We start from the raw sequence: 16527 nt of genomic DNA on the forward strand, positions 1-16527 counted from the left end.
CCGCTGGCCGCGATCATTCCTCTCGACCGCGCGGGCTTCGATCGCCTCGAAGCCCTGACCCGGCTGCTGGCATCGCTCCACGGCCGCTCGATCCCGCCCGACACACGGCTGACGGCGCAGCAGCGCCTGCGATTGCGCAGGATGCTGCAATGCTTCGACGGCTACCGCGATGGCGCGACCCAGCGCGAGATCGCGCAGATCGTCTTCCGCCTCGCCCGCCAGGACCGCCAGCAATGGCAGGACGCTTCGGCGCGCCATGCCATCAAAGCCCTGCTGCGGGACGCCCGGGCCATGATCGCCGGCGGCTATCGCGCCCTGTTGCGCCATCGCCGGCAGGGCTGACGGCGGAGCGCAAGGCGGTGGGCGAATTTCCTCCCCCCTGACTTCGCCCTGCATCGCGCCGGGTTTGCTTCGCCATCGTGACCTTCGTCCGCCGCTGAGCACCAGCGGCCTTCACGAAGCTCACGGAGGCCCCATCCATGCGACCCGATCTCGCCGTTCTCCCGCCGCGCTTCCTGCGCACCAAGGAAGCCGCCGAGTTCCTCAGCCTGTCCGCCCGTACTCTCGAAAAGCATCGGACCTACGGCACCGGCCCGGCTTATCGGAAGCTCGGCGGCCGTGTCGTCTATTCGGTCGAGGAACTCGAAGCCTGGGCGGCGCGCGGCGCCGTCACCTCGACCTCCGATCCGCGCGGCTCGATCCTTCCCGCCAAGCGACACACGCCGGCGCCGTCGGCCCTGGCCGGCCGATACCCCCGCTGATCGCCGGCGAAACCATCGATGGCGGCGCGGCAACAGCACCTGTCGGAGCGCGGACAGCTCGACCTGTTTCGGGCGCTCCCCGGCGCGTTCGCCGCCCGAGATGCGCAGGATCTCATGGCCTATCCCTTTTTCTCGCTCTCCAAATCCCACCGCACCGCGCCGATCGACTTCCACGCCGGGGATGTCTCGATCCGTGTCGAGGCCGTGCCCGACCACGGCATGGCGACGATCTGGGACGCCGACATCCTGATCTGGGCGGCCAGCCAGATCGTCGAGGCGCGCGACGCCGGGCTGCGCACCTCGCGCCTGATGGTCGCCACCCCCTATGAAATCCTGAAGTTCATTGGTCGCGGCACGTCGCTGCGCGACTATCAACGCCTCAAGGCCGCGCTCGATCGGCTGCAATCGACGACGATCTGCACCTCCATCCGGCAACCCGCCGAGGGCCGGCGCCACCGCTTCTCCTGGATCAACGAATGGAAGGAGCGCACCGACCGGACCGGCAGGCCCGACGGGATCGAGCTGATCGTGCCCGACTGGTTCTACCAGGCCGTCCTCGACGACGCGCTCGTGCTGACGATCGATCGCGCTTATTTCGGCCTGACGGGCGGCCTCGATCGCTGGCTCTACCGGATCGTCCGCAAGCACGGCGGCCGCCAGCGCCATGGCTGGCGCTTCGACTTCCGCCATCTCCATTTGAAATCCGGCGCGCTGTCGCCGTTCAAGCGCTTCGCCTTCGAGCTGCGCGACATCATCCGTCGCCAGCCGCTCCCCGGCTACACGCTGTTCCTGGAGATTGAGGCTGGGGGCCGCACGCTGCTCGCTTTCGAGCCGCAGCCAGCCTGTGGAAAAGCTGGGGACGGCGTCGTGCCATCGGGAACCCGAAGGCCCGTGCCATCAGGAACCGCACCCTCGTGCCAACGGGAACCGAATCCGGCGCTAACCCGCGGGACGAAAAACGAAAATCGCGCCCTTAACTTAGACTCTAACAGAGAATCTAACTTTGAAGAGCGCGCCCTCGAGGTCGAAAACCTCGTCCGGCAGGCCACCAACGCGCTCAGTGTCACCGGCAAGCGGCGTCCCCACGCCCCCGGAGCCGCCGACACGCATCCGCTTCCCCAACTCCCCTTCGGCGCCCGGCCGGGAGGTGGTCGATGATCGTCGCCCTCCTCAACCAGAAGGGCGGCGTCGGTAAGACGACGCTGGCCCTGAACCTGGCGGGCGCATGGGCGAGCCGGGGCAAGCGCGTCACCCTGATCGACGCGGACCCGCAAGGCTCGGCGCTGGACTGGTCGCAGCAGCGCGGCCGCGAGGGGCTGACGCGCCTCTTCGGCGTCGTCGGCCTGGCCCGCGACACGCTGCACCGCGAAGCGCCCGAGCTGGCCCGCGAGGCCGATCATGTCGTCATCGACGGGCCGCCGCGTGTCGCCAGCCTCATGCGCTCGGCGCTGCTTGCCGCCGACCTGGTGCTGATCCCGGTACAGCCGTCGCCGTTCGACGGCTGGGCTTCGGCCGAGATGCTGGCGCTCGTCACCGAGGCGCGCGTCTATCGGCCGGACCTGGCCGCGCGCTTCGTGCTCAACCGCTGCGCCGCGCGCACCGTGCTCGCCCGCGAAACGGCCGAGACCCTGGCCGATCACGACCCGCCCGTTCTGGCCGCCACCATCGGCCAGCGCATCGCCTTCGCAGCCGCCGCGCAGTCCGGTCGGCTCGTGTCCGAATTGGACGACGAGACGCCCGCCGCTCGCGAGATCGCGGCGCTGGCGGACGCGATCGACGCGCTCGACCTCGGGAGGCGCGCACGATGAGCGAGCGCCCGCCCCGCCGAGGCTTCGCCTCCCGTCCCGCCGATCCCGATCGGTGGATCAAGGCGGCCGACGCTCCCCCGCGCGATGGCGATGCCGGCGGCTTCACCGCCCGGCTGACCATCGACGTGACACCCGCGCTGCGCGGCCGGATCAAGATCGCCGCATTCGGGCGCGGGATCACGGTCGCCGACATGCTGCGCGAGCTGCTCGCGCGCGAATTTCCCCCACGCCCCGAAGGAAACCCATCATGACCGACGCCGCGGTTCCCCGCGCGCGAAGCGGCCCTCCGCCGCGCGCGCATCTCGCCGACAGCCTGACCCATGTCGAGCTGACCCACATCGAGAAGCGGATCGAGAACTGGATCAGGTTCGGCCGCGAGGCCCAGGAGCAAATGCTCGACCGCCGCCGCCGCATCTTCTCCTATCGGCCGGGCAGCATCTTCGCCTTCGTGCGCTGGGCCGCCAACGACTTCGGCACGATCATCTCGCGCATCGACGTCGTGCGCGCCGTCGCACCGGGCGAAGCCTATCAGACGCTACCGTTCGTGCGCCCGGGCGGCGACATCCTGTTGAAGATCGAGAGCTGGCCGAAGGTCGAACAGGCGCTTCGCCACATCGACGCCGTGGAAGCGTTCGGCATCGATCCCTGCGACGTCGCGCCCGATCACTGGCGGCATGTCGGCAACCGGGTCGGCGCAGGCCAAGAGCCGCGCCCCTACACGTCGGAGCGCCATCAGGCATGGCTCAAGCGGCGGGAGATCACGCTGTGACCCGCTTCGGCTATGTCATGACGACCTATGTCGTGACGATGGGCGTCGCCGTCGCCGCCTTCGTCCCGATCGCACCGCGCCTCGTCTGGAACGCCTCGGCCAGCGTGCCGATCGGCCTCTATGACCTCGGCCCGCCGCGCCATCTGAAAATCGGCGATCTCGTCGCCGCCATGCCGGACAAGCCGCTCGCCGACGTCCTGGTCGCTCGCGGCTATATCGGCCGCGACGTGCCGTTGATGAAGCGCGTCATGGGTCTCCCCGGTCAACGGGTCTGCCGCACCGGCAACGCCGTCACCGTCGATGCCGCGCAGCTCGGCGAAGCGCTCGACCGCGACCGGCTCGGCCGCCCGCTGCCGGTCTGGCAGGGCTGCCAGCGCATCGGCGACGGCCAGATTTTCCTCATGAACCCCGATGTCCGCGACAGCCTGGACGGCCGCTATTTCGGCCCGCTTCCGACGCGCACCGTCATCGGCAAGGCGACGCCGCTCTACACCGACGAGGACCGCGACGGCCGCTTCGTCTGGCGCGCCCCAATCGCAGCGGCGCCCCGCTGACCGCTTCGCGTCGTCGGGAGCGGTGCCCGGCGACGGTTTTTTCCAACGCCACCGCCCTGGAGACCATCATGTCGCAGATCGGCGCATTCACCCGCGAGCCATCCGGCTTTGTCGGGCGCATTCACACGCTCACGCTCGACCGCGAAGTCACCGTCGTCCCCGCCGAGCCGTCGGATACGGAAAACGCCCCGGACTATCGGCTCCACCATGGCAATGACGACGGCCCGGAGATCGGCGCGGGCTGGAAGCGCACCGGCGAGCGCGCCGGTGAATACATCGCGTTCCTGATCGACGACCCGGCCTTGCCGCAGCCGATCCGCGCCAACCTGTTCCGCGACGACGATGCGGGCAGCGCGTGGTCGCTGCACTGGAGCCGCGCGCCAAAGCGCGACGGAAAGGATTGAGGCGATGCGGCGGACCTCACTCCTTCTCCTTGTCGGCCTGTCGTTCGGTTGCGCTTTGCCCATGCCGGGCTTTGCGCAATCGTCCGCCGCCAGCGCGCCGCCCGTCGGCGATCTGCTCGGCGAACTCATCGCAGACGCGGCGCAGCGCTTCGCGCTTCCCACCGCCTGGATTCGCGCGGTGATGAAGGCCGAGAGCAATGGCGATCCGCGCGCCGTCTCGCCCAAAGGCGCGATGGGGCTGATGCAGATCATGCCGGCGACCTGGGCGGAGTTGCGCGCGCGGCATCGTCTCGGAACCGATCCCTACGATCCGCGCGACAACATCGCCGCCGGCGCGGCCTATATCCGTGAACTGTACGATCGCTACGGCTCACCCGGCTGGATCGCAGCTTATAACGCCGGGCCTGGCCGCTACGAGGCGTGGTTGAGGGGGCGTCCGCTGCCAGCCGAAACGCGCGCCTATGTCGCCAACGTCGCGCCGTCCGTCGGCGATGGCGACGCCTCCGCGCCGGTCCTGGTCGCCGCTGCCGATCCGCTCGCCTGGACGCGCGCGCCGCTGTTCATCCTGTCATCGGCGCGTGACGCGGCCGCCGTCCCGGCGCCGGTCGAACCGATTTCCGACACCCCGGGTTCAGCGCCGGGCAGCCACCATAGCGCCGCAATCCCGCCCCCATCGGACCGTCTTTTCGTCGCGCGAACGATGGCGGAACGGCAGCCATGAGGGTCGCGATCACGCCAGCCCAGCCGCCGATTTCAGTGTGCAGAAGATGGGCCTGGGGGCAGGCTCATGTCCCGGCAGGAGGGGCGCAAAGGAAAGGAAGGCGGGAGGGCAAGATTAAAGCGGACGGCACCCCATGGGGTCCATCCGGGGGCCAAGCCCTTGTCTGCACACTGTTTGGGGCGGCACTGCCGCGGAACGGGCGCAGTGCCGCCCCAAGCGATAACGCCCGCAATTTCCGGGAATTTCACGGCACTCTTGCCCAATATCGGCGGCCTCGGCGGGATCGACGGTCGTGAGCGAGGACGACAATCGCTTTCGGCCCCGGCCCGGCCGCATCCGCTCCGGCGGCGCCAAGACGGGCCAGGCGAAGAGCTTCCTCAGCAAGGTCCGCAAGATCGCCCGGCAGCAGCAGTCAGGCCCTGGCCGGAGCCGGACCGCGACGGGCGGCGCCGGTCGGTCAGCGAAGCTCGTCGCTTCCGGCCGCGGCGTGCAACGCGGGCGCGGGGCATCCTTCGTGCGCGCCCGCAATCTGTCGAACGGTTGGAGTCATCGCCAGCCCGACAGCCGGCGCGTCGTCGTCAAATCCCGCTCGGTGCGTCTCGCCGGTCGCAGCGGCAAAGCCGCCGCCCACCTGCGCTACATCCAGCGCGACGGCACGGCCCGCAACGGCGAACGCGGCCGCCTCTACTCGGCGACGGAGGACCGGGCCGATCCGCAAGCCTTTCTCGATCGCGGCCAGGACGATCGCCACCAGTTCCGGTTCATCGTCTCACCGGAAGACGCCGCCGAGCTGGCCGACCTCACCGGCTACGCCCGCGATCTGATGGCCCGGCTCGAAACCGATCTCGGCACGAAGCTCGATTGGGTCGCGGTGAACCACCACAACACCGGTCATCCGCATGTCCATGTCATCGTCAACGGCCGCGATGACCTGGGCGAGGATCTCGTCATCAATGGCGACTATCTCGCGGGCGGCATCCGCGAGCGGGCCAGCGAACGGGCGACGCTCGAACTCGGTCCCGTCACCGAGATCGAGCAGCGCCGCAAGCTCCTCGCCGAGCTCGATCAGGATCGGCTGACCCGGATCGATCGGGCCTTGATCGCCGAAGCCGAGGAACGGCTCATCGACCTGCGTCAGGAGCCGGGCGACCTTCGCGGCCAGTCCGACCGAACGCTGCGCCTGCGCCGCCTGGGCAAGCTCGGCGACATGGGCCTTGCGACCGAACATGCGCCCGGCGTCTGGGAATTGAACGACCGGCTCGAGCCGACCTTGCGTGAGATGGGCGAGCGCGGCGACATCATCCGCACCATGCAACAGGCGCTGCGGACCGAGGGCGCCGAGCGCGACCCGATGAGCTTCCAGATCCATGACGCGGCGCCGGCCTCGCCGATCGTCGGCCGCGTCATCGACAAGGGCCTCTCGGACGAACTCGGCGAGACCCTGACGCTGGTCGTCGATGGCATCGATGGTCGCACGCACCATGTCTCCGGGATCGACCCGGCTCGCGTCGAGGACGCCCGCATCGGCAGCATCGTCGAGATAGGGGCGCCCGACACCGCCGCACGCCCATCCGACCGCGCGATCGCCAGCATGACCGAGGACGGCATTTACCGGCCGAGCCGCCATCTCGAACAGGCCCGGTTCGACGGGCGTGTGCCAAGCGGCGACCATGAGGGCTTCATCGACGCCCATGTCCGAAGATTGGAGGCGTTGCGCCGCGCCGGGATCGTCGAGCGCATCGACGCCGATCAATGGCGTATCCCGAGCGACTTCGAGGCGAGAGCCGCCGCTCATGACGCGGGGCGCAACGCCCGCGCCAATGTCCGCATCCTCTCGACCTTCGACCTCGAACGCCAGATCGGGTCCGATGGCGCGACCTGGCTGGACCGGCGTCTGGTCGGCGCGGGCGCCGCCGACCTGTCCCCCGCGGGCTTCGGCGGCCAGGTGCGCGAGGCCATGGAGCGACGCCGCGATCATCATCTCGACCACGGCGACGCCGCCCGCCAGCCGGGCGGCCGCATCGCTTACCGGCGCAACCTGATCGCTGCCCTGCGCGACCGGGACGTCGCCCGCGCCGGAGAAGAGCTGGCGACGAGGAAGGCGCTGCCGTTCCGCATGGCGACCGATGGCGAGACCGTCACCGGCGCCTTTACCGGCACCACCCAGCTGGCGAGCGGCAAATTCGCCATCGTCGAGAAGTCCCACGAGTTCACCCTAGTCCCCTGGCGGCCGGTCATCGACCGCCAGCTCGGCCGCGAAGTCATCGGCGTCGTGCAAGGCGGTTCGGTCTCATGGCAGGTGGGCCGGCAAAGAGGATTGGCGATGTGACGGCAGCTTTGCGGTGACGATGCTGCGCGTCGGCCGGATGACGACCGGCTCGACGCGGCGTGCCCCTCCGTTTTGTCAGCCATGGCATCCGAAAGCTCGACGCGCGGGTTTTTATGTTGCGTCTCGGCAAAGCGGATATTCTCTGATCGGCTCCATCTCATTTGCCGATCGGAGCCTTATGTCTGGAAGCCGCGTCCTCTGGGGACAAGTCGCCCTGGTTCTGTCGATCGTGCTCACCGCCATCTGGTGTGCGACGGAGTGGACGGCGTGGCGTCTGGGCTTTCAGGCGCAGCTCGGCCAGCCCTGGTTCGCGGTCGCGGGCTGGCCGGTCTATTACCCGCCGCTCTTCTTCTGGTGGTGGTATTGCTACGACGCCTATGCGCCCCAGGTCTTCCTCGAAGGCGCCACTGTCGCGGTCTCGGGCGGTTTCATCTCGATCATCGTCGCCATCACCCTCTCGGTGATCCGCGCGCGGGAGGCCAAGAACGTCATCACCTATGGTTCGGCGCGCTGGGCCGAGTCCGGCGAGATTAGGGCCGCCGGATTGCTCGGCGCCGACGGCGTGGTCCTCGGCCGCTACGAGCGTGACTATCTCCGGCACGACGGCCCGGAGCATGTCTTGTGCTTCGCGCCGACCCGATCGGGCAAGGGCGTGGGTCTCGTCGTGCCGACCCTGCTGACCTGGCCCGGCAGCACGATCATCCACGACATCAAAGGCGAGAATTGGGGCCTGACCGCCGGCTTCCGCTCCCGCCATGGCCGCGTGTTGTTGTTCGATCCGACCGACCCGGCCTCGTCGGCCTACAACCCCCTGCTCGAGGTGCGGCGCGGCGACAAGGAAGTCCGCGACGTCCAGAACATCGCCGATATTCTCGTCGACCCCGAAGGCGCGCTCGAGAAGCGCAACCATTGGGAAAAGACCAGCCACTCGCTCCTGGTCGGCGCGATCCTGCATGTCCTCTACGCGGAAGCCGACAAGACCCTCGCCGGCGTCGCCAACTTCCTCTCCGACCCCAAACGGCCCGTCGAGGCGACGCTGCGCGCCATGATGAACACGCCGCACCTGGGCGAAGCCGGCGTCCATCCCGTGATCGCCTCGTCGGCCCGCGAGCTGCTGAACAAGAGCGACAACGAACGCTCGGGCGTGCTGTCCACCGCCATGTCGTTTCTAGGCCTCTACCGCGACCCGGTCGTGGCCAAGGTGACGGCGCGCTGCGACTGGCGTATCGCCGATCTGGTGGCGGGCGACAAACCCGTCAGCCTCTATCTCGTCGTCCCGCCCAGCGACATCAACCGCACCAAGCCGCTGATCCGCCTGCTGCTCAACCAGGTCGGACGGCGGCTGACCGAAGATCTGAAGACGTCGGGCAACCGCCATCGGCTGTTGCTGATGCTGGACGAGTTCCCGGCGCTCGGCCGGCTCGATTTCTTCGAGTCCGCCCTGGCGTTCATGGCCGGCTACGGCATCAAATCCTTCCTGATCGCCCAGAGCCTCAACCAGATCGAAAAGGCCTATGGCGCGAACAATAGCGTGCTCGACAATTGTCATGTGCGCGTCGCCTTCGCCACCAACGACGAACGCACCGCCAAGCGGGTGTCGGACGCGCTCGGCACCGCGACCGAGCTGCGCGATTCCACCAATTACGCCGGCCACCGGCTTTCCCCGTGGCTCGGGCATCTGATGGTGTCGCGGCAGGAGACGGCTCGGCCGCTGCTCACCCCTGGCGAGGTGATGCAGCTGCCGCCCGCCGACGAATTGCTGCTGGTCGCAGGCGTGCCGCCGGTGCGGGCGAAGAAGGCGCGCTACTATGAGGATGCGCGATTCCGCGAACGCATCGTCCCGCCGCCGAAACCTAGAAGCGCGAAACGAGCGACGACACGCCCCGCCGATGACTGGTCGGCGCTGCCGGTCCCCGCCGCAGTGGCGGCCGCAAGTGCGGGCCGTGCGTTCAGCGACATCGCCGATCCGGCCAACGCCGGCATCCGCCGTGAGCCGGAACTGCCCGAACACGAGGCGATCACGCCGCCCGAGCGCCCAGCCGTCGGCGAGTTCGACCTCCTCGACGACGAACCCGACCTCGACGCCGCGAAGGCCCGCAACCTGCGCCTTCGGGTCACATCGGTCGCGCGCCAGGCGACGATGGACCCGGACGACGGCATCGCGTTGTGAAAGGGCTCGCCATGCAGACCAAGACCCGCATGAACGTCTATTTCGATCCCGATCTCCTCAAGAAGGTCGAGGCCCTGGCGCTGCGGCGGCGCATCTCCAAATCCGCCGTCATCGAGGCCGCCGTCGCCTCCTTCCTGTCGGCCGACGCTTCGGAACGTCTGGAGGCGGTCTTCGCCCACCGCATGGACCGGATCGGCCGCCAGATCGACGGCATGGACGAAGACCTCGCCATTCTCGGCGAGACGCTCTCGCTGTTCATCCGCTTCTGGCTGACCATCACGCCGCCCTTGCCCGACAGCGCCCAGGCGTCGGCGCGCGCCAAGGGCGTCGAGCGGTTCGAGAGCTTCCTGCAAACGCTCGGCCGGAAGCTGGCAACCGGGGATCGCTTCTTGAAAGACCTGTCGCGCGACATCGACTCGAGGCGCAGCGGAGCCGTCGAGCCAGATTGAAGAACGCCGTGGGGTTCAGGTCGACTGAGCCAATCCCGCCGTTCTCCTGTATTTGCACGCCAGGCCACTACACTCGCAAATCCTTGTTGAGCCGGCCTGATTTCTGGCTCTTTTAATCATCCCCGTCCGGGAACCGTTCGATGTCTCCCCGGCCGAAGCGGGGATGGAATGGCGATTTCTCGGAGCAATTCGGAAGGATGGGCGCGCGGCGCGCGGATGCTGCGCACCGCGCTCGGCCCCGCCATCGCTCGGTTCCTCGAAGACGCCGCGGTCGTCGAGGTGATGCTGAACCCCGACGGTCGCATCTGGATCGACCGCCTCTCGGAGGGGCTGGCCGACACCGGCGAGCGGTTGGCGCCGGCCGATGGCGAACGCATCGTGCGCCTGGTCGCGCACCATGTCGGCGCCGAGGTTCATGCCGGCGCCCCGCGCGTGTCGGCCGAACTGCCCGAGACGGGGGAGCGGTTCGAGGGGCTGCTGCCGCCCGTGGTCGCCGCCCCGGCGTTCGCCATCAGGAAGCCCGCCGTCGCCGTCTTCACGCTCGACGATTACGTCGCCGCCGGGATCATGTCGGCTACGCAGGCCGCGACGCTGCGCGCGGGCGTCGCGGCCCGCGCCAACATCCTCGTCGCCGGCGGCACCTCGACCGGCAAGACCACGTTGACCAATGCGCTGCTCGCCGAGGTCGCCAAGACCGCCGATCGCGTCGTCATCATCGAGGACACCCGCGAGCTGCAATGCGCCGCGCCCAACCTCGTCGCCATGCGGACCATGGACGGCGTCGCCTCGCTTTCCGATCTCGTCCGCTCCTCGCTTCGCCTGCGCCCCGACCGTATCCCGGTCGGCGAGGTGCGCGGAGCCGAGGCGCTCGATCTGCTCAAAGCCTGGGGCACCGGCCATCCCGGCGGCGTCGGCACGATCCACGCCGGCAGCGCCATCGGCGCGCTGCGGCGCATGGAACAGCTCATCCAGGAAGCCGTCGTCACCGTCCCGCGCGCGCTGATCGCCGAGACGATCGATCTCGTCGCCGTGCTGTCCGGCCGCGGAGCCGCGCGCCGGCTCTCCGAACTCGTCCGCGTCGAGGGCCTCGGCCCGGACGGCGACTTCCGCGTCGCGCCCGCCGTCAGCGCCCCGGTCTCCAGGAGCGGCGACCCCGCCGCCGCTCTCATCCCCGCCAGCCCCGAAGGAGAAACATCGTGATCCAAAGCCTGCACCACGCCCATCGCCGCCTCTTCGCGTCGCTGTCCGTCGCCGCGCTCTCCGTGGCGATGGCCGCGCCCGCCCATGCCTCCGGCTCGTCGATGCCCTGGGAGGCGCCGCTGCAATCCATTCTGGAGTCGATCGAAGGCCCGGTCGCCAAGATCGTCGCGGTCATCATCATCATCATGACCGGCCTGACGCTCGCCTTCGGCGACACGTCCGGCGGCTTCCGGCGGCTGATCCAGATCGTGTTCGGCCTGTCGATCGCCTTTGCGGCGTCGAGCTTCTTCCTGTCGTTCTTCTCCTTCGGCGGCGGAGCGCTGGTCTGATGCTGGGCGGGGCCGACGATCTGCCGGGCTTCACCGTGCCGGTCCACCGGGCGCTGTCCGAGCCGATCCTGCTCGGCGGCGCGCCGCGCGCGCTCGCCATCATGAACGGCACGCTGGCGGGCGCGCTCGGCCTCGGCCTGCGCCTCTGGCTGGTCGGCATCGTCATCTGGGCCGTCGGCCACGTCGCCGCGGTGTGGGCCGCCAAGCGCGATCCGCTGTTCGTCGATGTCGGCCGCCGCCACCTGCGCATCCCCGCGCACCTCACGGTCTGAGCGGGAGCGCGCCGATGATGAATCTCGCCGAATATCGCGACCAGAACGCTCGGCTCGCCGACTTCCTGCCCTGGGCGGCGCTGATCGGCCCCGGCGTCGTGCTCAACAAGGACGGCAGCTTCCAACGCACCGCGCGCTTCCGCGGACCCGATCTCGATTCCGCGGTCCCGGCCGAGCTGGTCGCGGTCGCCGGCCGCCTCAACAACGCCTTCCGCCGTCTGGGCTCGGGCTGGGCGATCTTCGTCGAAGCGCAGCGCCATCCCTCCAACCGCTATCCCGACAGCCATTTTCCCGATGCGGCCTCCGCGCTGGTCGACGCCGAGCGAAAGGCCGATTTCGAGGAAGCCGGCGCGCATTTCGAGTCCAGCTATTTCCTCACCTTCGCCTGGTTGCCGCCGGCCGAAGACGCCGCCCGCGCCGAAAGCTGGCTCTACGAAGGCCGCGAACAGAAGGGCCTCGATCCGCACGAGGCGCTGGGCGGCTTCATAGACCGCACTGACCGGCTGCTGCGCCTGGTCGAAGCCTTCATGCCCGAATGCCGATGGCTCGATGACGGCGAGACGCTGACCTATCTGCATGGCTGCGTCTCCACGCATCGGCACCGTGTTCGCGTTCCCGAGACGCCGATCTATCTCGATGCTCTGCTGGCCGACCAGCCGCTGTCGGGCGGGCTCGAGCCGCGCCTCGGGCGGGCGCATCTGCGCATTCTCACCGTCACCGGCTTTCCGACCGCCACCACGCCGGGCCTCCTCGACGAGCTGAACCGGCTCGCCTTCCCCTATCGGTGGAGCACCCGCGCGATCCTGCTCGACAAGACCGACGCGACCAAGCTGCTGACCAAGATCCGCCGGCAGTGGTTCGCCAAGCGCAAGTCGGTCGCCGCCATCCTGAAGGAGGTGATGACCAACGAGGCGTCCGTCCTGATGGACACCGATGCGTCGAACAAGGCGGCCGACGCCGACCTCGCACTTCAGGAACTCGGCGCCGACTACGCGGGCATCGCCTATGTCACCGCGACGGTGACGGTGTGGGACACCGATCCACGCGCCGCCGACGAGAAGCTGCGCTTCGTCGAAAAGGTCATCCAGGGCCGCGACTTCACGGCGATGGCGGAGACCATCAACGCGGTGGACGCTTGGCTCGGCAGCCTGCCAGGGCACGTTTACGCCAATGTCCGGCAGCCGCCGATCTCCACGCTCAATCTCGCCCACATGATCCCGCTTTCGGCGGTGTGGGCGGGGCCGGAACGGGACGAGCATTTTGCAGCGCCCCCACTGCTCTTCGGCAAGACCGAGGGCTCGACACCGTTCCGGTTTTCCCTCCACGTCGGCGACGTCGGCCATACGTTGATCGTCGGCCCGACCGGCGCCGGCAAATCCGTGCTGCTGGCGCTGATGGCCTTGCAGTTCCGCCGCTATGCCGACGCTCAGGTCTTCGCCTTCGATTTCGGCGGATCGATCCGGGCGGCGGCGCTGGCCATGGGCGGCGACTGGCACGACCTCGGCGGCGATCTTTCCGACGGCTCGCAAACCTCGGTCAGCCTCCAGCCGCTGGCCCGCGTCCACGACGTTTCCGAACGCGCCTGGGCCGCCGACTGGATCGTCGCCATCCTGATCCGCGAAGGCGTCGCCATCAGCCCGGAGGTGAAGGAGCACGTCTGGACGGCGCTGACCTCGCTGGCCTCCGCGCCGGTCGAGGAACGCACCATCACCGGCCTGTGCGTCCTGCTCCAGTCCAATGACCTGAAACAGGCGCTGCGCGCCTATTGCATCGGCGGCCCCTACGGTCGCCTGCTGGACGCCGAGCGCGAACAGCTCGGCACGGCCACCGTCCAGGCGTTCGAGACCGAGGGTCTGATCGGCACCGGCGCCGCGCCCGCCGTGCTTTCCTACCTCTTTCACCGCATCGAGGATCGCCTCGACGGATCGCCGACCCTACTCATCATCGACGAGGGCTGGCTCGCGCTCGACGACGAGGGCTTCGCCGGCCAGCTCCGCGAATGGCTGAAGACGCTGCGCAAGAAGAACGCCAGCGTCGTCTTCGCCACGCAATCGCTTTCCGACATCGACGGCTCCGCCATAGCGCCGGCCATCATCGAGAGCTGCCAGACCCGGTTGCTGCTGCCGAACGAACGGGCCGTCGAACCGCAGATCACCGCGATCTATCGCCGCTTCGGCCTCAACGACCGACAGATCGAGATCATCGCGCGGGCCATGCCCAAGCGCGACTATTACTGCCAGTCCCGGCGCGGCAACCGCCTGTTCGAGCTGGGGCTCTCCGATGTCGCCCTCGCGCTCTGCGCCGCCTCTTCCAAGACCGATCAGGCCGTGATCGCCCGGCTTACCGCCGAGCATGGGCAGGCCGGCTTCCTCGCCGCCTGGCTCCGCCACCGCGACCTCGGCTGGGCGGTCGACCTCATCCCAACGCTCGCCCCGAAGGAGAAACTACCATGACCTTGCCTCGCTCCCGCGCGGCGCGGCTCGCCGCCGCGCTGCTCCTCGCCCCGGTCGCGCTCGCCCCAATGCTGGCGACGCCGGCGCAGGCGCAATGGACCGTGTTCGACCCGACGAACTATGCGCAGAACGTGCTGACGGCCGCGCGCAGCCTTCAGCAGATCACCAATCAGATCACCTCGCTCCAGAACGAAGCGCAGATGCTCATCAACCAGGCGCGCAATCTGGCGAGTCTGCCTTACTCGTCGCTGCAACAGCTTCAGCAATCGGTCCAGCGCACGCAGCAATTGCTCAGCCAGGCGCAAAATATCGCCTACGACGTCCAGCAGATCGACCAAGCGTTCCAGACCAAATACGCGAATGCGTCGATGTCGGCGTCCGACGCGCAACTGCTCGCCGACGCCAAGACCCGCTGGCAAAACACGGTGGGCGGCCTCCAGGACGCCATGCGCGTGCAGGCCACCGTCGTCGGCAATATCGACACCAACCGCACCCAGATGTCGGCGCTGATCGGGGCCAGCCAGTCGGCCACGGGCGCATTGCAGGCGACGCAGGCCGGCAATCAGCTCCTCGCCCTTCAGGCGCAGCAGCTCGCCGACCTCACCGCCGTCGTCAGCGCCAACGGCCGGGCGCAGGCGTTGCAATCGGCCGAACGGGCCGCGGCTGCGGAACAGGGTCGCGAACAGCGCCGCCGCTTCCTGACGCCGGGGACCGGCTATCAGGCTGGCAACGCGCAGATGTTCTACAACGGCAACTGAGGGCGGCGCGATGGACGGCAAGACCCTCGCACGCCTCGGCGCCGTCGTCTTCGTGGCGGTCGCGGTCACAGTGACCGCCATCGAGATGACCCGCAAGGAAGACGGGCACGACAACGCCGTCCCGCAGGCGCGCTCCGCGCCGGCGCACGATCCGCTCCGCGCGGATCTCGCCCGGTGCAGCGCCATGGGGGAAGCCGGCACACGCGATCCGGGCTGTCTGAAGATCTGGGCCGAGAACCGCCGCCGTTTTCTCGGGCAACCGGCATCCACGCCGTCAGCGGCCCCGGAGCCGCCGGCGAGCCTGTTTCCCGGCGGCGCCAACGATCCGGCCGCCGGTGACATCGCGCCCGTCCTCCCGGAGCGACCGGCCGCTCCGGAGGGCCGCTGACCATGGGCGGCACCGGCGTCATCGACCATTTTCTCGAGGTCTTCACCCGCTACATCGACGGCGGCTTCGGCCTGCTCGGCGGCGAAGTCGGGTTCATCGCCACGACGCTGATCGTCATCGACGTGACGCTGGCCGCTCTGTTCTGGTCGTGGGGCGCCGACGACAACATCATCGCCCGGCTGGTGAAGAAGACGCTGTTCGTCGGCGTCTTCGCCTACCTGATCTCCAACTGGAACAATCTCGCGCGGATCATCTTCGAGAGCTTCGCTGGCCTTGGCCTGAAGGCGTCCGGCACGAGCTTCACCGTCACCGATCTGCTCCGCCCCGGCAAGGTGGCGCAAACCGGCCTCGATGCCGGCCGGCCGCTGCTCGACTCGATCTCGGGCCTGATGGGCTACTGGTCGTTCTTCGAGAACTTCATCCAGATCGCCTGCATGTTCTTCGCCTGGGCGCTGGTCCTGCTCGCCTTTTTCGTGCTCGCCATCCAGCTCTTCATCACCCTGATCGAGTTCAAGCTGACGACGCTCGCCGGCTTCGTGCTGATCCCCTTCGGCCTGTTCGGCAAGAGCGCCTTCATGGCCGAACGGGTGCTCGGCAACGTCATCTCTTCGGGCATCAAGGTGCTGGTGCTCGCCGTCATCATCGGCATCGGCTCGACCCTGTTCTCCGAGTTCACCGCAGGCTTCGGCGGCGCCACGCCGTCGATCGACGAGGCCATGGCGATCGTGCTCGCCGCGTTGTCGCTGCTGGGTCTCGGCATTTTCGGCCCGGGCATCGCCAACGGCCTCGTCTCCGGTGGCCCGCAACTCGGCGCCGGCGCTGCGATCGGCACCGGGCTCGCGGCCGGCGGCATGGTGGCAGCTGGTGCTGCTACGGTGGGCGCCGTCGCCTCGGGCGGCGCGGCCCTCGCAGGTGGCGCCGCCGCCGCGGCGCGTGGCGGAGCCGCGCTCGCCGGCGGCGCATCGACCGCCTACAGCCTGGGCGCGGCCGGCTCCTCGGGCGCGTCCGCCGTCGCTTCCGGGCTCGGCAACGTCGCCAGCGCGGGCGCCCAGGCCGCCGTATCGCCGTTGAAGCGCGCGGCCAGCCGCGCCGCCGACAGCCTGAAGCAGAGCTATCGATCCGGCGCGCGCGCCGCCTTCGCCTCGACCGGCGGGTCATCGAC

The 16527-nt window shown here is 68.9% G+C and carries 18 protein-coding genes and 2 pseudogenes; all 20 read left to right on the forward strand.

The features are described from left to right. Positions 1 to 342, forward strand: a 342-nt coding sequence (locus tag AX702_RS02295; protein ID WP_156455322.1) for a DUF2285 domain-containing protein, incomplete at its 5' end; no start/stop codon positions are given. A gap of 137 nt (positions 343 to 479) precedes the next feature. Beyond that, positions 480 to 761: a helix-turn-helix transcriptional regulator gene (locus AX702_RS02300; protein ID WP_066775711.1), complete on the forward strand. Its 282-nt coding sequence runs from the start codon at positions 480 to 482 to the stop codon at positions 759 to 761. Between the two features lie 18 nt (positions 762 to 779). Further along, positions 780 to 1601: pseudogene (locus AX702_RS02305) on the forward strand (replication initiator protein A); the annotation flags it as partial. Between the two features lie 314 nt (positions 1602 to 1915). Then, positions 1916 to 2569, forward strand: coding sequence for a ParA family partition ATPase (gene parA, locus AX702_RS02310; RefSeq protein WP_066775715.1), 654 nt, complete (start codon positions 1916 to 1918; stop codon positions 2567 to 2569). Continuing rightward, positions 2566 to 2820, forward strand: a complete 255-nt coding sequence (locus AX702_RS02315) for a hypothetical protein (RefSeq protein ID WP_066775716.1) — start codon at positions 2566 to 2568, stop codon at positions 2818 to 2820. The genes parA and AX702_RS02315 overlap by 4 nt, the downstream gene beginning before the upstream one ends. Continuing rightward, positions 2817 to 3338, forward strand: a complete 522-nt coding sequence (locus AX702_RS02320; RefSeq protein ID WP_066775718.1) for a DUF2840 domain-containing protein — start codon at positions 2817 to 2819, stop codon at positions 3336 to 3338. The genes AX702_RS02315 and AX702_RS02320 overlap by 4 nt, the downstream gene beginning before the upstream one ends. After that, the gene (locus tag AX702_RS02325; protein ID WP_066775720.1) at positions 3335 to 3892 is read left to right on the forward strand and encodes a S26 family signal peptidase; all 558 of its coding nucleotides are present in this window, start codon (positions 3335 to 3337) and stop codon (positions 3890 to 3892) included. Before AX702_RS02320 ends, AX702_RS02325 begins: the two co-directional genes overlap by 4 nt. Before the next feature lie 68 nt (positions 3893 to 3960). Further along, complete coding sequence (locus tag AX702_RS02330) at positions 3961 to 4296, forward strand: DUF736 domain-containing protein (protein WP_066775722.1); 336 nt, start codon at positions 3961 to 3963, stop codon at positions 4294 to 4296. A 4-nt stretch (positions 4297 to 4300) separates the two neighbouring features. Then, a complete protein-coding gene (locus tag AX702_RS02335; protein ID WP_082745934.1) occupies positions 4301 to 5017 on the forward strand; it encodes a lytic transglycosylase domain-containing protein in 717 nt (238 codons plus the stop codon). A gap of 592 nt (positions 5018 to 5609) precedes the next feature. Beyond that, positions 5610 to 5930: pseudogene (locus AX702_RS23980) on the forward strand (hypothetical protein); the annotation flags it as partial. 183 nt (positions 5931 to 6113) lie between these two features. Further along, positions 6114 to 7346, forward strand: a complete 1233-nt coding sequence (locus tag AX702_RS23985) for a DUF3363 domain-containing protein (RefSeq protein WP_443026278.1) — start codon at positions 6114 to 6116, stop codon at positions 7344 to 7346. Between the two features lie 178 nt (positions 7347 to 7524). Then, positions 7525 to 9516 (forward strand): conjugal transfer protein TraG, encoded by a 1992-nt coding sequence (locus tag AX702_RS02345; protein ID WP_066775732.1) that lies wholly within the window; start codon positions 7525 to 7527, stop codon positions 9514 to 9516. A gap of 11 nt (positions 9517 to 9527) precedes the next feature. Continuing rightward, positions 9528 to 9965, forward strand: a complete 438-nt coding sequence (locus AX702_RS02350) for a CopG family transcriptional regulator (RefSeq protein ID WP_053553328.1) — start codon at positions 9528 to 9530, stop codon at positions 9963 to 9965. Positions 9966 to 10133: 168 nt separating this feature from the next. Continuing rightward, on the forward strand, positions 10134 to 11165 hold the full coding sequence (trbB, locus tag AX702_RS02355) for a P-type conjugative transfer ATPase TrbB (RefSeq protein ID WP_066775734.1): 1032 nt from the start codon (positions 10134 to 10136) through the stop codon (positions 11163 to 11165). Continuing rightward, complete coding sequence (locus AX702_RS02360; protein WP_066775736.1) at positions 11162 to 11494, forward strand: TrbC/VirB2 family protein; 333 nt, start codon at positions 11162 to 11164, stop codon at positions 11492 to 11494. Before trbB ends, AX702_RS02360 begins: the two co-directional genes overlap by 4 nt. Next, on the forward strand, positions 11494 to 11766 hold the full coding sequence (locus AX702_RS02365) for a VirB3 family type IV secretion system protein (RefSeq protein WP_053553325.1): 273 nt from the start codon (positions 11494 to 11496) through the stop codon (positions 11764 to 11766). The genes AX702_RS02360 and AX702_RS02365 overlap by 1 nt, the downstream gene beginning before the upstream one ends. Positions 11767 to 11780: 14 nt before the next feature. Beyond that, the gene (gene trbE, locus AX702_RS02370; protein WP_066775738.1) at positions 11781 to 14219 is read left to right on the forward strand and encodes a conjugal transfer protein TrbE; all 2439 of its coding nucleotides are present in this window, start codon (positions 11781 to 11783) and stop codon (positions 14217 to 14219) included. Further along, positions 14216 to 14977: a P-type conjugative transfer protein TrbJ gene (trbJ, locus tag AX702_RS02375; protein ID WP_066775739.1), complete on the forward strand. Its 762-nt coding sequence runs from the start codon at positions 14216 to 14218 to the stop codon at positions 14975 to 14977. Before trbE ends, trbJ begins: the two co-directional genes overlap by 4 nt. A 10-nt stretch (positions 14978 to 14987) precedes the next feature. Then, positions 14988 to 15365: a putative entry exclusion protein TrbK-alt gene (gene trbK-alt, locus AX702_RS02380; RefSeq protein ID WP_066775741.1), complete on the forward strand. Its 378-nt coding sequence runs from the start codon at positions 14988 to 14990 to the stop codon at positions 15363 to 15365. Positions 15366 to 15367: 2 nt separating this feature from the next. After that, positions 15368 to 16527, forward strand: a 1160-nt coding sequence (trbL, locus tag AX702_RS02385) for a P-type conjugative transfer protein TrbL (protein ID WP_066775743.1), incomplete at its 3' end; no start/stop codon positions are given.

The organism is Sphingomonas sp. CCH5-D11 (assembly GCF_001557395.1).
Lineage (GTDB): Bacteria > Pseudomonadota > Alphaproteobacteria > Sphingomonadales > Sphingomonadaceae > Sphingomonas.

What these genes read in the sequence shown, in the direction of transcription:
- AX702_RS02350 (WP_053553328.1), top strand. Translation starts at nt 9,528, where the DNA reads ATGCAGACCAAGACCCGCATGAACGTCTATTTCGATCCCGATCTCCTC.
- AX702_RS02345 (WP_066775732.1), top strand. Translation starts at nt 7,525, where the DNA reads ATGTCTGGAAGCCGCGTCCTCTGGGGACAAGTCGCCCTGGTTCTGTCG.
- AX702_RS02365 (WP_053553325.1), top strand. Translation starts at nt 11,494, where the DNA reads ATGCTGGGCGGGGCCGACGATCTGCCGGGCTTCACCGTGCCGGTCCAC.
- AX702_RS02320 (WP_066775718.1), top strand. Translation starts at nt 2,817, where the DNA reads ATGACCGACGCCGCGGTTCCCCGCGCGCGAAGCGGCCCTCCGCCGCGC.
- AX702_RS02315 (WP_066775716.1), top strand. Translation starts at nt 2,566, where the DNA reads ATGAGCGAGCGCCCGCCCCGCCGAGGCTTCGCCTCCCGTCCCGCCGAT.
- trbJ (WP_066775739.1), top strand. Translation starts at nt 14,216, where the DNA reads ATGACCTTGCCTCGCTCCCGCGCGGCGCGGCTCGCCGCCGCGCTGCTC.
- trbE (WP_066775738.1), top strand. Translation starts at nt 11,781, where the DNA reads ATGATGAATCTCGCCGAATATCGCGACCAGAACGCTCGGCTCGCCGAC.
- trbB (WP_066775734.1), top strand. Translation starts at nt 10,134, where the DNA reads ATGGCGATTTCTCGGAGCAATTCGGAAGGATGGGCGCGCGGCGCGCGG.
- AX702_RS02300 (WP_066775711.1), top strand. Translation starts at nt 480, where the DNA reads ATGCGACCCGATCTCGCCGTTCTCCCGCCGCGCTTCCTGCGCACCAAG.
- parA (WP_066775715.1), top strand. Translation starts at nt 1,916, where the DNA reads ATGATCGTCGCCCTCCTCAACCAGAAGGGCGGCGTCGGTAAGACGACG.
- trbK-alt (WP_066775741.1), top strand. Translation starts at nt 14,988, where the DNA reads ATGGACGGCAAGACCCTCGCACGCCTCGGCGCCGTCGTCTTCGTGGCG.
- AX702_RS02335 (WP_082745934.1), top strand. Translation starts at nt 4,301, where the DNA reads ATGCGGCGGACCTCACTCCTTCTCCTTGTCGGCCTGTCGTTCGGTTGC.
- AX702_RS02330 (WP_066775722.1), top strand. Translation starts at nt 3,961, where the DNA reads ATGTCGCAGATCGGCGCATTCACCCGCGAGCCATCCGGCTTTGTCGGG.